Annotated in this window: 17 protein-coding genes, 1 pseudogene and 1 riboswitch; of the genes and pseudogenes, 14 read left to right on the forward strand and 4 right to left on the reverse strand. The window is 58.5% G+C overall.

The genetic code is table 11. From position 1 onward, the window contains the following. The first annotated feature begins 114 nt into the window (after positions 1-114). Positions 115-936: an ABC transporter permease gene (locus ACR0LN_RS12740; protein ID WP_480430087.1), complete on the forward strand. Its 822-nt coding sequence runs from the start codon at positions 115-117 to the stop codon at positions 934-936. On the opposite strand, the gene ACR0LN_RS12745 is transcribed toward ACR0LN_RS12740, so the two are convergent. Next, positions 933-1,535: an alpha-ketoglutarate-dependent dioxygenase AlkB family protein gene (locus tag ACR0LN_RS12745; RefSeq protein WP_480430088.1), complete on the reverse strand. Its 603-nt coding sequence runs from the start codon at positions 1,533-1,535 to the stop codon at positions 933-935. The two genes, ACR0LN_RS12740 and ACR0LN_RS12745, sit on opposite strands and share 4 nt — an antisense overlap. 211 nt (positions 1,536-1,746) lie before the next feature. On the opposite strand from ACR0LN_RS12745, the gene dnaK reads away from it, so the two are divergent. The 13 genes and pseudogenes from dnaK to radC all read left to right on the forward strand — a co-directional run bounded on the left by dnaK (position 1,747) and on the right by radC (position 13,307). Next, on the forward strand, positions 1,747-3,654 hold the full coding sequence (gene dnaK / locus ACR0LN_RS12750; RefSeq protein ID WP_480430089.1) for a molecular chaperone DnaK: 1,908 nt from the start codon (positions 1,747-1,749) through the stop codon (positions 3,652-3,654). Positions 3,655-3,728: 74 nt separating this feature from the next. Next, a complete protein-coding gene (gene dnaJ, locus ACR0LN_RS12755) occupies positions 3,729-4,877 on the forward strand; it encodes a molecular chaperone DnaJ (RefSeq protein ID WP_480430090.1) in 1,149 nt (382 codons plus the stop codon). A gap of 130 nt (positions 4,878-5,007) precedes the next feature. Next, a riboswitch (TPP riboswitch) is annotated at positions 5,008-5,114 on the forward strand. A gap of 44 nt (positions 5,115-5,158) precedes the next feature. Next, positions 5,159-5,962 (forward strand): bifunctional hydroxymethylpyrimidine kinase/phosphomethylpyrimidine kinase, encoded by an 804-nt coding sequence (gene thiD, locus ACR0LN_RS12760; protein ID WP_480430091.1) that lies wholly within the window; start codon positions 5,159-5,161, stop codon positions 5,960-5,962. Next, positions 5,959-6,936: an FAD-dependent oxidoreductase gene (locus tag ACR0LN_RS12765; RefSeq protein WP_480430092.1), complete on the forward strand. Its 978-nt coding sequence runs from the start codon at positions 5,959-5,961 to the stop codon at positions 6,934-6,936. Before thiD ends, ACR0LN_RS12765 begins: the two co-directional genes overlap by 4 nt. After that, complete coding sequence (gene thiS / locus ACR0LN_RS12770) at positions 6,920-7,114, forward strand: sulfur carrier protein ThiS (RefSeq protein ID WP_480430093.1); 195 nt, start codon at positions 6,920-6,922, stop codon at positions 7,112-7,114. The genes ACR0LN_RS12765 and thiS overlap by 17 nt, the downstream gene beginning before the upstream one ends. A 2-nt stretch (positions 7,115-7,116) precedes the next feature. Next, positions 7,117-7,881: a thiazole synthase gene (locus ACR0LN_RS12775; protein WP_480430094.1), complete on the forward strand. Its 765-nt coding sequence runs from the start codon at positions 7,117-7,119 to the stop codon at positions 7,879-7,881. Then, positions 7,878-8,474 (forward strand): thiamine phosphate synthase, encoded by a 597-nt coding sequence (locus tag ACR0LN_RS12780; RefSeq protein WP_480430095.1) that lies wholly within the window; start codon positions 7,878-7,880, stop codon positions 8,472-8,474. The genes ACR0LN_RS12775 and ACR0LN_RS12780 overlap by 4 nt, the downstream gene beginning before the upstream one ends. Continuing rightward, positions 8,471-9,433, forward strand: a complete 963-nt coding sequence (locus tag ACR0LN_RS12785) for a HesA/MoeB/ThiF family protein (protein WP_480430096.1) — start codon at positions 8,471-8,473, stop codon at positions 9,431-9,433. The genes ACR0LN_RS12780 and ACR0LN_RS12785 overlap by 4 nt, the downstream gene beginning before the upstream one ends. A gap of 20 nt (positions 9,434-9,453) precedes the next feature. Beyond that, positions 9,454-10,389 carry an ABC transporter substrate-binding protein gene (locus tag ACR0LN_RS12790; protein ID WP_480430097.1) on the forward strand — a complete coding sequence of 312 codons (936 nt, stop codon included), beginning with the start codon at positions 9,454-9,456 and terminating at the stop codon, positions 10,387-10,389. Then, positions 10,386-11,060, forward strand: coding sequence for a thiaminase II (gene tenA / locus ACR0LN_RS12795; protein WP_480430098.1), 675 nt, complete (start codon positions 10,386-10,388; stop codon positions 11,058-11,060). The genes ACR0LN_RS12790 and tenA overlap by 4 nt, the downstream gene beginning before the upstream one ends. Further along, on the forward strand, positions 11,057-11,785 hold the full coding sequence (locus ACR0LN_RS12800; protein WP_480430099.1) for an ABC transporter ATP-binding protein: 729 nt from the start codon (positions 11,057-11,059) through the stop codon (positions 11,783-11,785). The genes tenA and ACR0LN_RS12800 overlap by 4 nt, the downstream gene beginning before the upstream one ends. Next, on the forward strand, positions 11,782-12,516 hold the full coding sequence (locus ACR0LN_RS12805; protein WP_480430100.1) for an ABC transporter permease: 735 nt from the start codon (positions 11,782-11,784) through the stop codon (positions 12,514-12,516). The genes ACR0LN_RS12800 and ACR0LN_RS12805 overlap by 4 nt, the downstream gene beginning before the upstream one ends. 35 nt (positions 12,517-12,551) lie before the next feature. Beyond that, a pseudogene (radC, locus tag ACR0LN_RS12810) lies at positions 12,552-13,307 on the forward strand (RadC family protein). A gap of 4 nt (positions 13,308-13,311) precedes the next feature. Here radC and ACR0LN_RS12815 read toward each other — a convergent pair. From ACR0LN_RS12815 to secA, 3 genes are all read right to left on the reverse strand, one after another. Next, positions 13,312-14,868, reverse strand: coding sequence for a phosphate ABC transporter substrate-binding/OmpA family protein (locus ACR0LN_RS12815; protein WP_480430101.1), 1,557 nt, complete (start codon positions 14,866-14,868; stop codon positions 13,312-13,314). Between the two features lie 24 nt (positions 14,869-14,892). Continuing rightward, positions 14,893-15,813 carry a hypothetical protein gene (locus ACR0LN_RS12820; protein WP_480430102.1) on the reverse strand — a complete coding sequence of 307 codons (921 nt, stop codon included), beginning with the start codon at positions 15,811-15,813 and terminating at the stop codon, positions 14,893-14,895. A 100-nt stretch (positions 15,814-15,913) separates the two neighbouring features. Further along, positions 15,914-18,631: a preprotein translocase subunit SecA gene (gene secA / locus ACR0LN_RS12825; RefSeq protein ID WP_480430103.1), complete on the reverse strand. Its 2,718-nt coding sequence runs from the start codon at positions 18,629-18,631 to the stop codon at positions 15,914-15,916. Positions 18,632-18,737 lie beyond the last annotated feature (106 nt).

Here is an 18,737-nt window from a genome sequence, read left to right on the forward strand (position 1 = left end):
TCCGTTACTGCGATTTGTTGATCGAATATCCTAACGGCCTTATGCTGTGCCGGTTACGGAACGGCAAGAAATTCGTGGCAGATTGCAGGCGAAAAAACGGGAAAGACGCTTCGGGTGTATTATTTCAAACGAAACCGGACAATGCTGGGCGGCGCCTTCACGACGGCCGAGCTGATATTCCACGCCGTTGTGCGAAGCGTGCGATCACAGCACCATAACGCGGTCTTGGCGATCATCGTAAATATTGTCCAAGTTCTGGTTCTGGTCCTAGTGTTTTATTTGATCATGTCATTCCTGGGTCCGCGTATCGCAAAAATCCGGGGCGAATTCATTCTGTTCCTGCTGTCGGGAATCTTTCTGTTTCTCACACACATAAAATCTATCAGCTCGATTGCAGGTGTAAGTACCGGCAACAACCCGATGATGCTGCATTCGCCGATGAATATGATGGTGGTATTGCTGGCAAATGCATTCGGCACGCTTTACACGCAGATCGTTACGATCATCATCATTTTGTTTCTTTACAGCGTTGCAGTTTCTCCGATTGAGGTGCAGGACCCCGGCGGTGCGTTTGGGATGCTCATTCTTGCCTGGTTTACGGGATGTGCAATTGGGGTGGTGTTCATGGCGCTGAAGCCATGGTTCCCTGGCACCGTTTCCATACTGACGAATATCATTCGACGGCTGAACATGATTTTCTCGGGAAAAATGTTTGTTGCCAATGCTCTGGGGGGTGCCACGCTCGCCATGTTCGCTTGGAACCCGCTGTTTCACATCATCGACCAGTGTCGTGGCTTTGTGTTCCGCAACTACTATCCACGCAACACCAATTGGGAATACGCGCTTTGGGTGGGCTTGGCCCTGTTGATGATCGGGTTGCTGGGGATATTCTTTTCCCGCAAGCATGTCTCCCAAAGTTGGAGTGCGCGTCGCTAGCCAGCAACGCGCAGGGTCAGGTTGATCCGCCCGCCCTTGGGCAGCAATTTCGAAGAGCCAAAGCGGATGCGATCGACCCCGTGATAGGTCAGCCGGGCGGGTCCGCCCATGATCACCACGTCGCCCGAGTTCAGCCAGATCGATTCCGTCTTGCCACCACGGGTCGGGTTGCCAATGCGAAACAGGGCGTCGTCACCCAATGATACTGACAGGACCGGCCACGAAAAATCGGCCTCGTCCTTGTCCTGATGCAGCCCCATCCGGGCACCTTCGCCATAGTAATTGATCAGGCAGCAATCGGGGTCACGGTCCGGGCTGGCGAGTTCTCTCCAGATGTTCAGGATCTGATCTGGGATTGCGGGCCAATCGGCACCTTTGGGGTGCTGGGCTTGATACCTGTAGCCGCCCTTATCGGTAACCCAGCCCAATGCGCCAGCCGACGTCATTCGGACTGACATCTCCTTGCCGGACGGTGTCATTGGCCGAAACAAAGGGGCGGATTTCAGAATCGGGCGCAGAGCTTCGATCAGTTGCGTCTGCGCGGACCCATCCAGCCAAGCTTTTCTGATATCAAATCCGCGCACAAGCAGCCGCGCCATTCAAGATTCTCCGATCCTTGCCAAAACCTTGCCAAAAAGGCCACAGATTCCCGAAAACCTGCGATTTACACCGCTTGCAGGCCATTCGTCCCGCCCTTATATACGCCGGGACGCGCGATGGTGTAGGGCTGTTGCGCACAGTAGATCGGGGCCGGGTGCCATAACGGGTTCGGACCTCGGACATCGCCTTGAAGAGAAAGGGATTGAACATATGGGAAAAGTAATCGGGATTGACCTCGGAACCACCAACTCGTGCGTTGCGATCATGGACGGCTCGCAGCCGAAGGTCATCGAGAACGCCGAAGGGGCGCGGACCACGCCCTCGATCGTCGCCTTCACCGAAGATGAGCGACTGGTCGGTCAGCCTGCAAAACGTCAGGCGGTCACCAACCCCGACAACACGATTTTTGGCGTCAAGCGTCTGATCGGTCGTCGTGTGGATGATGCAGAAGTCGAAAAAGACAAGAAAATGGTGCCGTACGCCATCGTCAATGGCGGCAACGGTGACGCGTGGGTTGAAGCCCGCGGTGAAAAGTACTCCCCAAGCCAGATCTCGGCCTTCACTCTGGGTAAGATGAAGGAAACCGCCGAGAGCTATCTGGGTGAGGAAGTCACGCAGGCGGTTATCACTGTTCCGGCATATTTCAACGACGCACAGCGTCAGGCCACCAAAGACGCCGGTAAAATCGCCGGACTGGAAGTGCTGCGGATCATCAACGAACCGACAGCGGCCGCTCTGGCCTACGGTCTGGACAAGGAAGAAACCCAAACCATAGCGGTTTATGACCTTGGTGGCGGTACCTTCGATGTGACCATTCTGGAAATCGACGACGGCCTGTTCGAAGTTAAGTCGACCAACGGCGACACCTTCCTGGGTGGTGAAGACTTTGACATGCGCATCGTCAACTACCTGGCGGATGAGTTCAAAAAGGAACACGGTGTCGACCTGAGCCAAGACAAGATGGCTCTGCAGCGTCTGAAAGAAGCTGCTGAGAAAGCCAAGATCGAGCTGTCCTCGACCTCGCAGACCGAAATCAACCAGCCGTTCATCTCGATGGGTTCGAACGGTCAGCCTCTGCACATGGTCATGAAACTGACCCGCGCCAAGCTGGAATCGCTGGTATCGGACCTGATCAAGAAGTCGATGAAGCCTTGTGCCGCTGCTCTGAAAGACGCGGGCCTGTCGGCGGGCGACGTGGACGAGGTTGTTCTGGTCGGTGGTATGACCCGGATGCCGAAAGTGATCGAAGAGGTCACCAAATTCTTCGGGAAAGAGCCCCACAAAGGTGTGAACCCGGACGAAGTGGTGGCCATGGGCGCTGCCATTCAGGCCGGTGTTCTGCAAGGCGACGTCAAAGACGTGGTTCTGCTGGACGTGACTCCGCTGTCGCTGGGCATCGAAACTCTGGGTGGCGTGTTCACCCGCCTGATCGACCGCAACACCACGATCCCGACGAAAAAGTCTCAGGTCTTCTCGACCGCTGAAGACAACCAGAACGCCGTAACCATCCGCGTGTTCCAGGGTGAGCGTGAAATGGCCGCGGACAACAAGATCCTGGGTCAGTTCAACCTCGAAGACATCCCGCCTGCACCGCGCGGTATGCCTCAGATCGAGGTGACTTTTGACATCGACGCCAACGGCATTGTCTCGGTTTCGGCCAAGGACAAAGGCACCGGCAAAGAGCAGAAGATCACCATCCAAGCCTCGGGCGGTCTGTCCGACGAGGACATCGAAAAGATGGTCAAGGACGCCGAAGAGAACGCGGAAGCCGACAAGGAACGCCGCGAGCTGGTCGACGCCAAGAACCAGGCGGAAAGCCTCATCCACTCGACCGAAAAATCGATGGAAGAGCATGCCGACAAGGTAGACCCGACCACCATCGAAGCCATCGAGCTGGCAATTGCTGCGCTGAAGGACGAGCTGGAAACCGAGAATGCCGACAAGATCAAGTCGGGCATCCAGAACGTCACCGAAGCGGCCATGAAGCTGGGTGAAGCCATCTACAAGGCGCAAGCCGAAGAGGGCGAAGATGAACCGGCAGCGGCAGACGCAGCGCCGGGTGATGATGACATTGTCGACGCCGAGTTCGAAGATCTGGACGACGACAAGCGTAACTAACGGGTAACCGGGCCAATTTGGGCCGGTCCGGTTGCCGGGCCGGCCCGATTACGTTGAGGCAGAAGGAAACACCGATGTCAAAACGCGACTACTATGATGTGCTCGGCGTATCCAAGGGTGCATCAGCGGACGAGATCAAGAAGGGCTTTCGCAGGAAAGCCAAGGAACTGCATCCCGACCGCAACAAGGACAACCCGGATGCCGAGGCACAGTTCAAAGAAGCGAACGAAGCCTACGACGTTTTGAAGGATGCCGATCGCAAGGCCGCTTACGACCGCTTTGGCCATGCCGCTTTTGAAAACGGCATGGGTGGCGGTGGCCGTCCCGGCGGCGGCTTTGGGCAGGGTGATTTCTCCAGCGCGTTTTCGGACGTGTTCGATGATCTGTTCGGCGATTTCATGGGCGGTCAGCGTGGTGGCGGCGGTGGCCGCCGTGCTGCGCGTGGATCGGACCTGCGTTATAATCTGCGTGTAACGTTGGAAGAAGCGTTCTCGGGCCTGCAGAAAACCATCAACGTGCCTGCTGCCGTAGCCTGCTCAGCCTGTGATGGCTCGGGCGCCGAAGGTGGCGTGGAGCCCACGACCTGCCCGACCTGTTCCGGCATGGGCAAAGTGCGCGCGCAACAGGGTTTCTTCACCGTTGAACGCACCTGTCCGACCTGTTCGGGCCTGGGTCAGATCATCAAGAACCCCTGTAAATCCTGCAATGGCGCAGGTCGTGTCGAAAAAGAACGCGCCCTTTCGGTCAACATACCGGCAGGTGTCGAAACCGGCACTCGTATCCGCCTCGCGGGTGAGGGTGAGGCCGGAATGCGCGGTGGCCCTCCGGGCGATCTCTATATCTTTGTCGAGGTGTCGGATCACAAGCTGTTCGAACGGGACAGCGTGAACCTGTATTGCCGCGTACCGGTCAGCATGGCCAAGGCTGCGCTGGGCGGATCGATCGAAGTGCCAACCATCGACGGTGGTCGTGGTCGTGTGCAAATTCCAGCTGGCAGCCAATCGGGCCGCCAGATGCGGCTGCGCGGCAAGGGTATGCCCGCGCTGCGTGGCGGTGGTGTCGGTGATATGTTCATCGAACTGGCGGTGGAAACCCCGGTCAATCTGACCAGCCGCCAGAAAGAACTGTTGCGCGAATTCGACGATTTGGGTGAAGATAACCACCCGGAATCAAACAGCTTTTTCTCGTCTGTCAAATCTTTTTGGGACGGAATGAAGGGCTGAGCTCCCTTCTAGAGAACAGCAAGACAAGGCCGGTCCAGTAGGACCGGCTTTTTCATTTGATAAGTCCAGTTGGCCTGCCATCTGCGTCAAAATTGGCCATTGAACCCCCACCCAACCCCTGAGATTGTGCGCGCAACCGTTGGGGTGCCCCGATCAAGAGGCTGAGAGGCGTGAATGCGCTAACCCATCGAACCTGATCCGGGCAATACCGGCGTAGGGAACGGTCTAATGCGTACAGACGTTTTCCATGCTGCGTTGCCCATTGATGATGGAGCAACGATATGGCGCATATTGCCCTGACAATTGCCGGCTCGGACAGTGGTGGCGGGGCCGGGATACAGGCGGATCTCAAGGCGATGTCCGCTTTGGGCGTATACGGAGCCAGCGTTGTCACGGCGGTGACAGCACAGAATACCCAAGCGGTCACGGCGGTGCATGGCATTCCGCTGCATGTGGTGGCGGCCCAGATCGAGGCCGTTTTGACCGATCTGGATGTGGGCGCGATCAAGATTGGCATGCTGGCGACCCCGGACATTATCCAAACCGTCGCGGACAGCATCGCGGAATACAAAGGCCCGGTTGTGCTGGACCCGGTGATGATTGCTAAATCCGGGGACGCATTGCTGGCACAGAACGCGGTCCAAACCTTGCGCGATGTCCTGTTGCCCCAAGCCACCGTTCTGACCCCCAATCTGCCCGAGGCGGCGTGTTTGCTCGATTGTTCCGAAGCTCACACCCCGGATCAAATGATTGAGCAGGGGTTGGCCCTTTGTGAGCTGGGCGCGCAGGCCGTGCTGATGAAGGGTGGGCATGGGCGTGGTGACATCTGCCACGACCTGTTGGTCGATGCATCGGGGCAAATCTCTGAATATACAGCGCCAAGACGCAACACGCGCAACACGCATGGCACCGGTTGCACGTTGTCCTCCTCGATTGCGGCGGGGCTTGCCCAAGGGTTGGTCCTGACAGATGCAGTCGCGCAGGCGCATCACTATCTGCAAGGGGCCATAGCGCGGGCGGATAGTCTTGAAATTGGGCGAGGGCATGGGCCTGTACATCATTTCCACCAGGTGTGGCCCGCATGACGATTTGGTCGGTGATAGGTTCCGGCGTTGCCGGATTGGCCGTTGCCAGCGAACTTGTCGCGCGCGGTGCCAAGGTTCAGATGTTCGATCCCGGTGGCCCTCCGGGCCCGCACGGGTGTTCGTGGTGGGCCGGGGGCATGCTGGCCCCGTGGTGCGAGTTCGAAAACGCCGAAGAACCGGTATTGCGATTGGGGCGGCACTCATTGAATTGGTGGGCGGCGCGAACCAAGGTTCAGCGGCAGGGCACATTGGTCGTCGCCAGCCCGCGCGACTTACCGGACCTGCGTCGGTTTGGGCGTCGAACCGATGGGTTTGCTGAGATTGATCAAGCAAAAATTGCAGTATTAGAGCCTGAATTGAACGGCTTCACCAAGGGCTTGTACTTTGCGGATGAGGCTCATTTGGGCCCTCGGCAAGCGTTGCGCGATCTGTACCGCAACCTGAAGGATCAAGGCGTCGTTTTTCATCAAAAACTCGCGCCCACGCGGTTGGAGAACGCGATTGACTGTCGCGGTCTGCACGCGCGCGAAGTGTTACACGACCTACGCGGGGTGAAGGGCGAGATGCTGGTGATCCGTTGCCCGGACGTGCAGTTGACCCGGCCCGTTCGACTGCTGCACCCGCGGATGCCGTTATACATCGTGCCGCGCGGCGACGGCGTCTACATGCTGGGCGCGACGATGATCGAAAGCGAGGACAGCAATCGGATTACCGCGCGTTCCTTGTTGGAATTGCTCAGTGCTGCCTATGCTTTGAACCCGGCTTTTGGTGAGGCAGAGGTGCTGGAAATCGGCGTCGATCTGCGCCCGGCGTTTCCTGACAATCTGCCCCGCATTCGGCGTTTGGGGCGTACAATCTATGCCAACGGACTGTATCGCCACGGCTATCTGTTGGCCCCTGCATTGGCACAGGGCGTGGCCGATCTGGCGCTTGATAACAAACATTCGGAGATGGTCGATGAAGATCGTGCTTAATGGCGCGCCACATGAGGTGCGTGCCGATACCCTGTCGGGCTTGTTGGAGGAATGCGGATTCTCTGGCCGTGTCGCGACCGCCGTGAACGAAGAGTTCGTGCCATCCAGCCTCCGCATCAGGCATGCGCTGAACGATGGCGACCGGGTCGAGGTTTTGTCCCCGATGCAGGGGGGCTGATCGTGAAAAGATTCTATGGCACCGAATTGCCCAACTCGCTGATGTTGGGCACCGCGCAATATCCCAGCCCTGCCATTCTGGAACAGGCGTTTCGTGAAAGCGGCGCGGGTGTCGCCACTGTGTCCCTGCGGCGTGAATCGGGTGCGGGCCAGACATTTTGGCAGATGATCCGTGATCTGGGCGTGCGGGTGCTGCCCAACACTGCGGGATGCCACACGGTGAAAGAGGCGGTGACCACCGCTCATATGGCGCGTGAGGTGTTTGATACCAAATGGATCAAGCTGGAATTGATCGGCCACACCGACAGCCTGCAACCGGATGTGTTTCAACTGGTCGAGGCCGCGCGCATTCTCACCGAAGATGGGTTTCAGGTTTTCCCGTATACCACCGATGACCTGATCGTGGGGGAGCGCCTGCTGGCAGCCGGGTGCGAAGTATTGATGCCTTGGGGGGCGCCCATAGGCTCGGGGCGCGGGCTGAACAATAAATATGCCTTGCGTGCGATGCGCGCGGAATTTCCCGAAGTTCCCTTGGTGATCGATGCGGGTATTGGCCTGCCGAGCCACGCCGCGCGGGCGATGGAATTGGGTTTCGACGCGGTGCTTTTGAACACAGCCGTGGCGCGGGCGGGCGATCCCGTGACTATGGCGCAAGCCATGGCGTTGGCGGTTGAGGCCGGACAGCTGGCTCATCAAGCCGACCCGATTGAGGCCCGCGATATGGCCGAGCCGTCTACCCCGGTAATTGGAAAGGCGTTTTTGTCATGAGGCTGGACCGGTTTTACCCAATCTTCGACCACTCGGACTGGTTGCGCCGCATGCTGCCCTTGGGCGTGAAACTGGTGCAGTTGCGGATCAAGGATCAGCCTTTTGAAACGGTGCGGACCCAGATCGCCCAATCTTTGGACCTATGCCGTGCCCACGATGCCGTGCTTGTAGTGAACGACCATTGGCAGGCCGCCATCGACGCAGGATGTGACTGGGTTCACCTGGGTCAGGAGGATTTGGACGATGCCGACCTGCAGGCCATCCGTAAAGCCGGGCTAAAACTGGGTGTTTCCACCCATGACGATGATGAACTTGAGAGGGTTCTGTCGATGAACCCCGACTACGTGGCGTTGGGGCCGGTCTATCCAACAATTCTGAAAAAGATGAAATGGGAGCAACAGGGTCTGCCGCGCGTTACCGAATGGAAAGCCCGGATTGGCGATACCCCTCTGGTTGGTATTGGCGGGATGAGTGTCGAACGCGCGCCCGGCGTGCTGCAAGCGGGCGCGGACATCGTCTCGGTCGTCACCGATATAACGCTGAATGCTGACCCGGAATCCCGCGTGCGTGAGTGGATCGAGGTTACGCGATGACCCGTTACGTCCGCCAGACGATCCTGCCCGAAGTTGGTTATAAAGGTCAGGCGCGCCTTACTGCTGCGCGGATTTTGGTGGTGGGCGCGGGAGGGCTGGCCGCGCCGTTGTTGCCCTTGTTGGCCGGGGCAGGTGTAGGGCACCTGACAATCATGGATCAGGATGAAGTCGCCCTGTCGAACCTGCATCGTCAGACATTGTTCACCGAAGTCGACTGTGGCCGACCCAAGGCCGAGGTGGCTGCTGTGCGCTGTCGGGCGCTAAATCATAAAGTAACAGTAATTTCCTTGAAACAGGCTCTAACAAATGAGAATGCCGCCGATCTTGTCGCCAATTCCGACCTTGTTCTGGATTGCGCCGATAGTTATGCGGCCAGTTATACGCTTTCCGATACCTGCCACGCGGTGGGAAAACCGCTGATCAGCGCATCCGTGCTGGGCCTTTCGGGCTATGTCGGTGGGTTCTGTGGCGGGGCGCCCTCATTGCGCGCTGTATTCCCCGAGGCTCCTGACAGCGGCGCGAGTTGTGCCACTACCGGGGTGTTGGGGCCCGTTGTGGCGATGGTGGGGGCCATGCAAGCGCAGATCGCGTTGGCGGTGATCCTTGGGTTGGAACCGTCGCCTTTGGGACAAATGGTTCAGTTCGACGCGCGTACGTTTCGCAGCAGCAGTTTCCGATTTGACGGCGCACAGGAGCCTGCTGCCTATTTCCGGTTTCTGTCGGTTGGAGAGCTGGCTGAGACAGACCTGATCGTCGAACTACGCGATGAAGTCGAAGCCCCGACGCCCATCCACCCAGAGGCGCGGCGGTTGGCCGTGGGCACCCTGAAAACAGAGTCTAATAAAAGCAAAAGACTGGCGCTGTGCTGCGCAACTGGCCTGCGTGCCTGGCGTGCTGCTGAACAGATTCAACCGGATTGGCCGGGCGAGATTGTCCTCGTCGCGGCCTCAACCTCGTGAATGAAAAGGAAACGCGAGACATGAAAAAGCTGATCACAGCCATTGCCCTTCTGGCCGCCGCGCCAGCCTGGGCCGAAGACAAGATGACCGTGTTGCTGGACTGGTTCATCAACCCCGACCACGGCCCGATCATCGTGGCGCAGGAAAATGGTTATTTCGCGGATGAGGGGCTTGAGGTCGAAATCATTCCGCCCGCCGACCCCTCGGCCCCGCCCCGCCTTGTGGCGGCCGGTCAGGCTGATTTGGCCGTGTCCTATCAACCGCAACTGCACCTGCAAATTCACGAAGGGCTGCCGCTGAAACGGGTTGGTACGTTGGTTGCGACGCCGTTGAACTGCCTGCTGGTGCTTGAGGATGGCCCGATCGAAACGCTGGCCGACCTCAAGGACAAGAAGGTTGGGTTCTCGGTTGCTGGCGTAGAAGAGGCCGTTCTGTCCGCAATGCTCAACACCCATGATGTCGCGCTGGATGAAATTGAGATGATCAACGTGAACTTCTCGCTGTCTCCGTCGCTGATGAGCGGTCAGGTGGACGCGGTGATCGGTGCCTTCCGCAATTTCGAACTGAACCAGATGGATATCGAAGGCGTCGCAGGCCGCTGTTTCTATATCGAAGAAGAAGGCGTGCCGCCCTATGACGAACTGATTTATGTCGCCAACCCCGACACCATGGATGCCGACAAGGTTGCGCGTTTTCTGGCCGCAACCGAAAAGGCGACCCAGTTCATCGTGAACAACCCCGAGAAAAGCTGGGAGATATTCGCCGCCACCTCGCCCGAGCTGCAGGATGAACTGAACGCCCGCGCCTGGGTCGACACATTGCCCCGTTTCGCGCTGCGTCCTGCGGGTTTTGACGCCGGACGTTATGCCCGGTTCGAAGCGTTCCTGAAAGACAGCGGCATGATCGACAGCATCAACCCGGTCAGCGCCATCACCATCGACGTGACCCAGCAATGAGCGATTATGGCAAAGCCTTCATGCTGATGCGTGATGCGGTGCAGGGGCCGTGGCGGGACTATACCCGCCACGCCTTCGTCGAAGGCATGAAAGATGGCAGCCTGCCACGTGCGGCCTTCCTGCACTATCTGCGGCAGGACTATGTGTTCCTGATCCACTTTTCCCGTGCCTGGGCGCTGGCGGTGGTGAAATCAGAAACCCATTCGGAAATGCTGACCGCCGTGGCGACGGTCAACGCGTTGGTCGCAGAAGAGATGCAGCTGCATATCGGGATCTGCGAAGCCGAGGGCATTTCCGGGGAGGAGCTATTCGCAACCGAGGAACGCGCCGAAAATCTGGCTTATACCCGCTTTGTGCTGGAGGCCGGGTACAGCGGCGATCTGCTGGACCTGCTGGCCGCGCTTGCCCCCTGTGTCATGGGGTATGGTGAGATTGGAAAACGTCTGGCTGCCGAGGCCACCTCGGAGACCTATCGTGACTGGATCAATACTTATTCAAGCCCGGACTATCAGGGCGCGTGCAAAGCCGTGGGAGAATCGCTGGATTCGGCTCTAACACAGCGTGTTGGGGCGGAATTCACGACCTCTCCGCGCTGGGATCGTCTGTGTCATACATTCCGTACCGCAACCGAGCTTGAGGTCAATTTCTGGCAAATGGGTCTGACTCCATGACACCCGCGCCCGATGTGATCATCAGCGGGCATGCAAACATTGGCGAAACGCTTTTGTTCGCACCGCTGACGCTGACACTTGCGGCGGGGCGGTGGACCTGTCTTCTGGGCGGGTCGGGCGTTGGTAAAACCACGGTTCTGCGCCTGATTGCCGGGTTGGAAACGGGCGCGGAGTTCACCGGAAACATCACCGCGAGCGACGGGCAGCCCGTCCCGGACCGTGTGGCGTATATGGCGCAGAACGATTTGCTGCTGCCATGGGCCACGGTTGCGCAGAATGTCTCGCTTGGGGCCAGGCTGCGCGGCGAGAAACCCGATCTGAACCGCCGTGATCAACTGATTGAGCGGATGCGACTGACGGACCACATGGCTAAGAAACCGGCCGAATTGTCAGGTGGTCAACGCCAACGCGTGGCACTGGCCCGGACATTGATGGAAGATCGCCCGATTGTACTGCTGGATGAACCTTTCTCGGCCCTCGATGCGCGCACGCGGGCGGATATGCAGGAGCTGGCGGCAGAAGCCTTGCAATGTCGCACAGTCCTGCTGGTCACTCATGATCCGGGCGAGGCCGCGCGATTGGGCCAGTCCATCGTTGTGATGACGCAGCAGGGGCTGACACCGTGTGACCCTCCGCAAGCCCCCGCCCCGCGCCATGTGGACGACCTTGAGACCTTGGAGGCGCAGGGCGCGCTGCTGCGCCTGCTGCGGGACGAGGCAGCGTGAAATACCTTTCAGCCCTTGCTGCAACCGTGTTTGCCCTGGCGATCTGGCAGGGCATCGTTTGGCTGACCGGATTGCCAAAGTTCATCCTTCCGGGGCCTGCCTTGGTGGCCGAGGCGTGGTGGCAGAACCGCTGGTTGATTGCCGAGCATACGTGGATCACGGCGGTCGAAGTGGTGATCGGTCTGGCCGTCGGAACCGTGCTGGGTGTGATCACGGCGCTGCAACTGGCCAATTCGCGGGCGGCACGGGTGCTGGTGCAGCCGATGCTGGTGTTCACGCAGGCACTGCCGGTTTTTGCGCTGGCGCCGTTGCTGACGCTGTGGCTGGGCTATGGCCTGTGGTCCAAGGTCGCGATGGCGGTGCTGATTATTTATTTTCCGATCACATCGTCCTTCTTTGACGGCCTGATGCGGACGCCATCCGGCTATCTGGATTTGGCCCGTACAATGCAGGCCAGCCGACGCGCAGTGCTGTGGCGTATCCGTATTCCGTCGGCGTTGCCTTCATTGGCCTCGGGGATGCGATTGGCGGCTGTCTATGCGCCCATCGGGGCGGTGATTGGCGAATGGGTGGGGTCTTCGCAGGGGCTTGGCTATTTGATGCTTTTGGCCAATGGCAGGGCAAAGACCGATCTGATGTTTGCCGCAATGCTGACGCTGGGCGTGTTCTCGATCCTGCTGCACCTGATCGTCCGCCGCACCACCGCGCGCATGGCGGGTGAGGCACGTTAACCTTTCGGAAACCGATTCTGCGTCAGTGTGTACCCATGACACAGGACGCCTTTGCCGAAGCCCCGATGCTGTTCGAAACGGACGAAGCGCCGGCGCAGCCGCTGCCGACGGGTCGGTTGCCCTCCTACATCAAAGACCATCGCAAGCGGCTGCGCGAACGGTTCATGTCAGGCGGTTCGGCCGCCATGCCGGATTACGAACTGTTGGAGTTGGTTCTGTTCCGTTCGATCCCCCGGCAGGATGTCAAACCGCTGGCGCGGGCGCTGATGGATACGTTTGGCGATTTCAACCGGGTTCTGACCGCGCCCGAGGAGCGTCTACGCCAGATCAAGGGCGTCGGAGATACGGTGATTACCGATCTGAAGATACTTGAGGCCTGCGCCCATCGCATGGCCCGCGCGCGGGTGATGCAACGGCATGTGATTTCCGGCTGGGACGCGTTGCTGGACTATTGTCACACGACCATGGCCCATCGCGAGACTGAACAGTTCCGGGTGTTCTATCTGGATCGCAAGAATGTGCTGATCGCGGATGAGGAACAGGCCAAAGGCACTGTGGATCATGTCCCGGTATACCCGCGTGAAGTGGCAAAACGGGCGTTGGAGCTGAATGCCTCGGCGTTGATTTTGGTGCATAACCACCCCTAGGGCGATCCGACGCCTTCCCAATCGGATATCGACATGACCAACCGTATTCAGGATGCCTGTCTGGCGCTGGGCCTAACGCTGCATGATCATCTGATCATCGGCAAATCGACCGAACTGAGCTTTAGGTCTGAGGGCTATCTATAAGGGATCACCTGACCCAGATCTCGACCCGACGATTGACCTTGCGCCCCCAATCCGAGTCGTCGCATGCCATGGGCATTGCTTCGCCGAAGGCGTCAACCTCAAGCTCGACACTATCGGGAATTGCAGTTTCCACTGCTGCCAGCACCGCGTTACGCACCGTTTTGGCACGCAGCAATGCGATCCGCTGATTGGATGCGGCAGCACCGTCACCGTCACTGAAGCCGACGAACAGCAGTTTGCGCACGTCCAGCGTTCCGGCCTCAAGCTGCTGGGCCAGTTGTTGGATATTCGACCGGGATTGCGCGTCCGGGCGTGAGGACCCGGCCTTAAATCGTACGGACAGGGACAGCCGGGACAGCGGGCGTAAAGTTGCGATCAGGCGCTGAAGCTCATCCAGCCCAACCTCGGACCCGCCCGAAGCAACCGCATTCGCGAACCGGTTCCCCTGCAGTGCGATAGGGATCGTTTCGGGGGCTTGATCGACAAAACCCGCATCACGGATCGCCATTTGGGCATCTGCACTTTGGGTATAGGCCAGAAACTGACGGGCGACGCGGGGCAGGCGGCGCTCGGGCAAGTAGAGGAACAACGGCGAGGTCAGGGGGTAATCTTCGGTTTTGATCGATTGCCGCGTGGCCATCAGTGTGTGGCCGCATCCACCCGCCAATGGCAAAGCGCGCGCGCCATTCGCCTCGGCTTGGCTGGCGATTCCGATGGCAAACGGGTCGCTGGCCACACCGTCCACCAGATCGTTGCCTCGGTCATGCCATTCGACGTTTTCAGGCAGTTCAGCTTTGGTGGGGGCCAGAAATTGGTTCTGGATCACCTGCGCCAGACCAGAGTCGGCGGACGGCAGGTGCAGCGCGATCGGCGCGTCTGGCCCGCCCAAAGCCGACCAGTTGTCAATTTCGCCTGAAAGCACCATCGCCAAATCAGCCAAAGAGATATGTGGGATCGTATTGCCCGGTGCCACGATGGGCACCAAAGCATCTAGGGCGACAACTCTGGAGCGGCGCGCGTGAGTCAGATCGCCCAAACCCGCGGCCTTGGCGTTCTCATGCTCTTGCGGGTGGATTTCACGTGACGCCATGATGATATCTGCCTGGCCTTCGATCAGATCTACGAACCCGCTGCCAGTATTACCGATGTTGAAAAAGAAGCGACCCAACGGCGCATCGCGACCGGTTTGGCGCAACTCGTAAGCCAGGGTGCTTGCGTCCAATGTCAGGCGTTCAACGGACAACCCTTCTTGTTCGGCAAATCCTACCACAAGGGCGGGCATCACCTTTTCTGCCATCACCGACGATCCCGAGAAAAGCAATTCGGCTACAAAATCGGTCAGGCTTGGGCAGGCGGGCCCATCGCAGGTGACGCCCGAGCCATCCACGGTAAGCTCGCCGAATTGCGTGTCGACGCGATAGAATTCGCCATCAAAGCCTAAAAGTGTGCCGGACACCTCGACGTGGCCATCATGCGACGTCAGCGTGATGTCCTGCGCCTGCACGGTCGAAGAAAGAGTCGCCGAGAGTAGTGCGGCGGTTGCCACACGGAAAAATGTCATAAGAACGTCAAGCCTGCCTGCGGTTTAGTTTGCCGCGATTGTCAGGTTTTGGAACAGATTATTCAACACCAGAAACTCACCGGTTTTGGAACAGTCCGGGAAACTCAGCGCCAAATCGCGCGAACGCAGTTCCCGATCACCGTGCATTTCAAGCGATTGCACGCTCAAATCCTTGCCGCAGTTTTCTGGCGTCACTTCTGCCTCGACCGTCAGTTCAATCGAACCCGATTGTTGCGACTTCCCTTCCGGAAAAGAGTAAACTTCGACATTGCGTGCATCGCTGAACGCAGACTGCGCAAGATGTACGATATTGCCTGTGCCTTGTGCGTCAGACGTGGCTGAAACGTGGCCTGTGTCGCCGTAGCTGGCCCCGAATTCCAAAGCGTGTATCTGAAGGTCCGTTTCACCCTGCCATTGCAGGGCGAAACGAGAATACTGGCCGATATCGGGAATGTGAGTGGTGGCAACGATCCCTTTCTGGTCCTCAAGAGAGATCAGAAATATCGCGTATTCCGACAAGGCCGGTATGGTTAGATCCAGCACGCCATCTTTATCTGTTTTTTGCGTCAAAGTCAGGCCGCTGTGATGCACTTCGATACGTTCATTGCCATGGCAGGGGGCTTTGAAAATCAAACGTGCGGCAGCGCCGGGGACGGCGTAGGCCCGTGCGGCAAAGCTGCAATCGCCCTGGTCAGAGGGGGCTGACCGGCTGGCTTTCACTTGGCGCGGCGCCTCAACTGCGACTTGTTCCGATTCACGGGCGGGGGTCGAGGAGGTCAGAACAATACTCTCCAGCCCGGGAATGATTGCAGCTTCGGCGGTCACACTTACAGAATCCTGCGCGCTTGAGGGCTCCGCCGGCTTTCCATTTTGCATCAGGTAACCAATTGCCAGCGCGCAAGCGACAGTGCCGCCGGTGGTTACGTAGTTCTTTATTACAAACAAGACACCCTCCCCAGTTGAAGGAGCGAGTCGCATACTGATTTTGAATCACGGCCAATATGTGGCCGTGAAGTGGACTCAATGTGCCTAAATTCGGGTGACGTTAGGTCAGGCGTCCGTGGCAGTGCTTGAATTTCTTGCCCGAGCCGCAGGGACAGGGGTCATTGCGGGAAGGGTTGCCCCAGGTACTGGGGTCGTTCTCGTCAAAGCCCGGACGGGCATCGCCCGAGGCTTGGGCCTCGGCCACTGCTTCGGCTTGCCCTGCCGCCTGATCGACGGCTTTTTGCGCCTGTGCCTGCTGTGCCTGCATCTGCGCAAGCATCTCACGCTGTTCTTCCTCGGACAGCGGGCGCACGCGTGACAATTGCTGAGTTACAGTTTCACGCAGGCTATCCAGCATGCCTTCGAACAGTTGGAAGCTTTCGTTCTTGTATTCATTCAGCGGATCGCGCTGCGCGTATCCGCGGAAGCCAACCACGGAACGCAGATGTTCCAAGGTCAGCAGATGCTCGCGCCATTTGCTGTCGATGGTTTGCAGCAGCACCTGCTTTTCGATGTTGCGCATGTTCTCGGGGCCAAATGCGACGGCCTTCTGCGCCATCATCTCATCAGTGGCTTTGATCAAACGGCCGCGAATCTCTTCATCGTCGACGCCTTCTTCGGCGGCCCAATCGATCAGCGGTACATCTACACCCAGTTTTGCAATAACGGCGGCGTAAAAGCCTTCGGTATTCCATTGGTCGGCATAGGATTTCGGCGGCATGTATTCGTCGATCAGATCGTCGATCACCTGTTCACGCATATCCGACACGACCTCGGACAGGTCATCCGAAGACATGATGTCGCGCCGCTGACTGAACACAACTTTCCGCTGATCGTTCATCACGTCATCGAATTTCAGAACGTTCTTGCGCATGTCGAAGTTACGGCCTTCGACTTTGGACTGTGCGCGTTCCAGCGATTTGTTCACCCAGGGGTGGACGATAGCCTCGCCCTCTTTCATGCCCAGCGTGGTCAGAACCTTGTCTAACCGTTCTGAGCCGAAGATGCGCATCAGGTCGTCTTCGAGGCTCAGGTAGAACACGGTGCGCCCCGGATCGCCCTGACGGCCCGAACGACCGCGCAGCTGGTTGTCGATGCGGCGGCTTTCGTGGCGTTCTGACGCCATCACATAAAGACCACCAGCGGCCAGCACCTTTTCCTTTTCCTCCGCGTGACGCGCCTCTTCAGCGGCGCGCAGCTGGGTCGGGTCGGCCTCGGGGTTTTCGGCCAGCGCCTGTAGAACCTTCATCTCAACATTGCCGCCCAACTGAATATCGGTGCCGCGGCCGGCCATGTTGGTGGCGATGGTCACAGCGCCCAGTCGGCCTGCATCGGCGACGATCTGCGCCTCTTGCTCGTGCTGGCGGGCGTTCAGGACGTTGTGTTCGATGCCTTCTTTTTGAAGCAACTGGCTCAGCAGTTCTGATTTCTCAATGGATGTGGTGCCCAGCAGAACCGGTTGGCCCTTTTCCTGTGCTTCCTTGGTTTCCTCGATCATCGCGCCGTATTTCTCAGCTGCGGTGCGATAGACCTGATCGTCCTCGTCCACGCGGGCAATAGGTTTGTTGGTTGGAACCTCAACCACGCCCAGACCGTAGATTTCCTGAAATTCTTCGGCCTCAGTCAGCGCCGTACCTGTCATGCCGCCCAGCTTGTCATAAAGGCGGAAATAGTTTTGGAAGGTCACACTGGCCAGCGTCACGTTTTCCGGCTGGATCGCAACGCCTTCCTTGGCCTCGATAGCCTGATGCAGACCTTCGGACAGGCGGCGACCCGGCATCATCCGGCCGGTGAATTCGTCGATCAGAACCACATTGCCATCGCGAACGATGTAGTCCTTGTCGCGCTGGAACAGTTTATGCGCGCGAAGGCCCTGATTCACATGATGCACGACCGTTGTGCTTTCGGGGTCGTATAGCGAATGACCTTCGGGGATCAGGTCCACAGCGATCAGGCGCTCTTCCAGAAATTCGTTGCCTTCGTCGGTGAAGGTCACGTTGCGCGACTTTTCGTCCAGCGTATAGTGATCTTCCTGCAGCAAGGGGATCAACCCGTCGATGGCAGTATACAAGTCCGACCGGTCCTCAGAGGGGCCCGAGATGATCAGCGGCGTCCGCGCCTCGTCGATGAGGATCGAATCCACTTCGTCCACAATCGCGAAATTGTGGTATTTCTGGTAAATCTGATCCAGTTCGGCCTTCATATTGTCGCGCAGATAGTCGAACCCAAGCTCGTTATTGGTGGCATAGGTGACGTCACAGGCGTAAGCGGCCTTTTTCTCGGCATCGGGCTGACCTGACCAGATTACGCCGGTGGTCATACCGACGGCGGCAAACACTTTGCCCATCCATTCCGAGTCGCGCTTTGCCAGATACTCGTTCACGGTAACGACATGTACGCCCTTACCGGTCAGCGCGTTCAGATAGGCGGGGAAGGTGGCGACCAGCGTCTTGCCCTCACCCGTCTTCATTTCCGAGATGTTGCCCTGATGCAGAAACGCACCACCCATCAGTTGCACGTCAAAGGCGCGCAGACCCAGCGCGCGTTTCGCACCTTCGCGCACATTGGCAAAGGCTTCGGGTAGCAGGGCGTCCAGGCTTTCACCGTCCAGCGCACGTTTGCGCAGTTCGGCGGTCTTTTCGATCAGGCCGTCATCAGAGAGCTTTTCGAACTCGGGCTCCAGCGCGTTGATCTTTTCGATCAGGGGGCGGGTCGCCTTGATCTTTCGGTCGTTCGGTGTTCCGAACACCTTTTTCGCGAGCGTTCCGAGTCCCAGCATGTTCACTCCAGCGGATCTGTTCTTGTCTTGGTTGCGACAGGCTTGCCCACCTTGCGCGCAACCCATAGATACGGGGGGTGAAAGGCGGCCCTGTCCAAGGCTTCAA

It is taken from the genome of Ruegeria sp. AA6 (genome assembly GCF_056542865.1).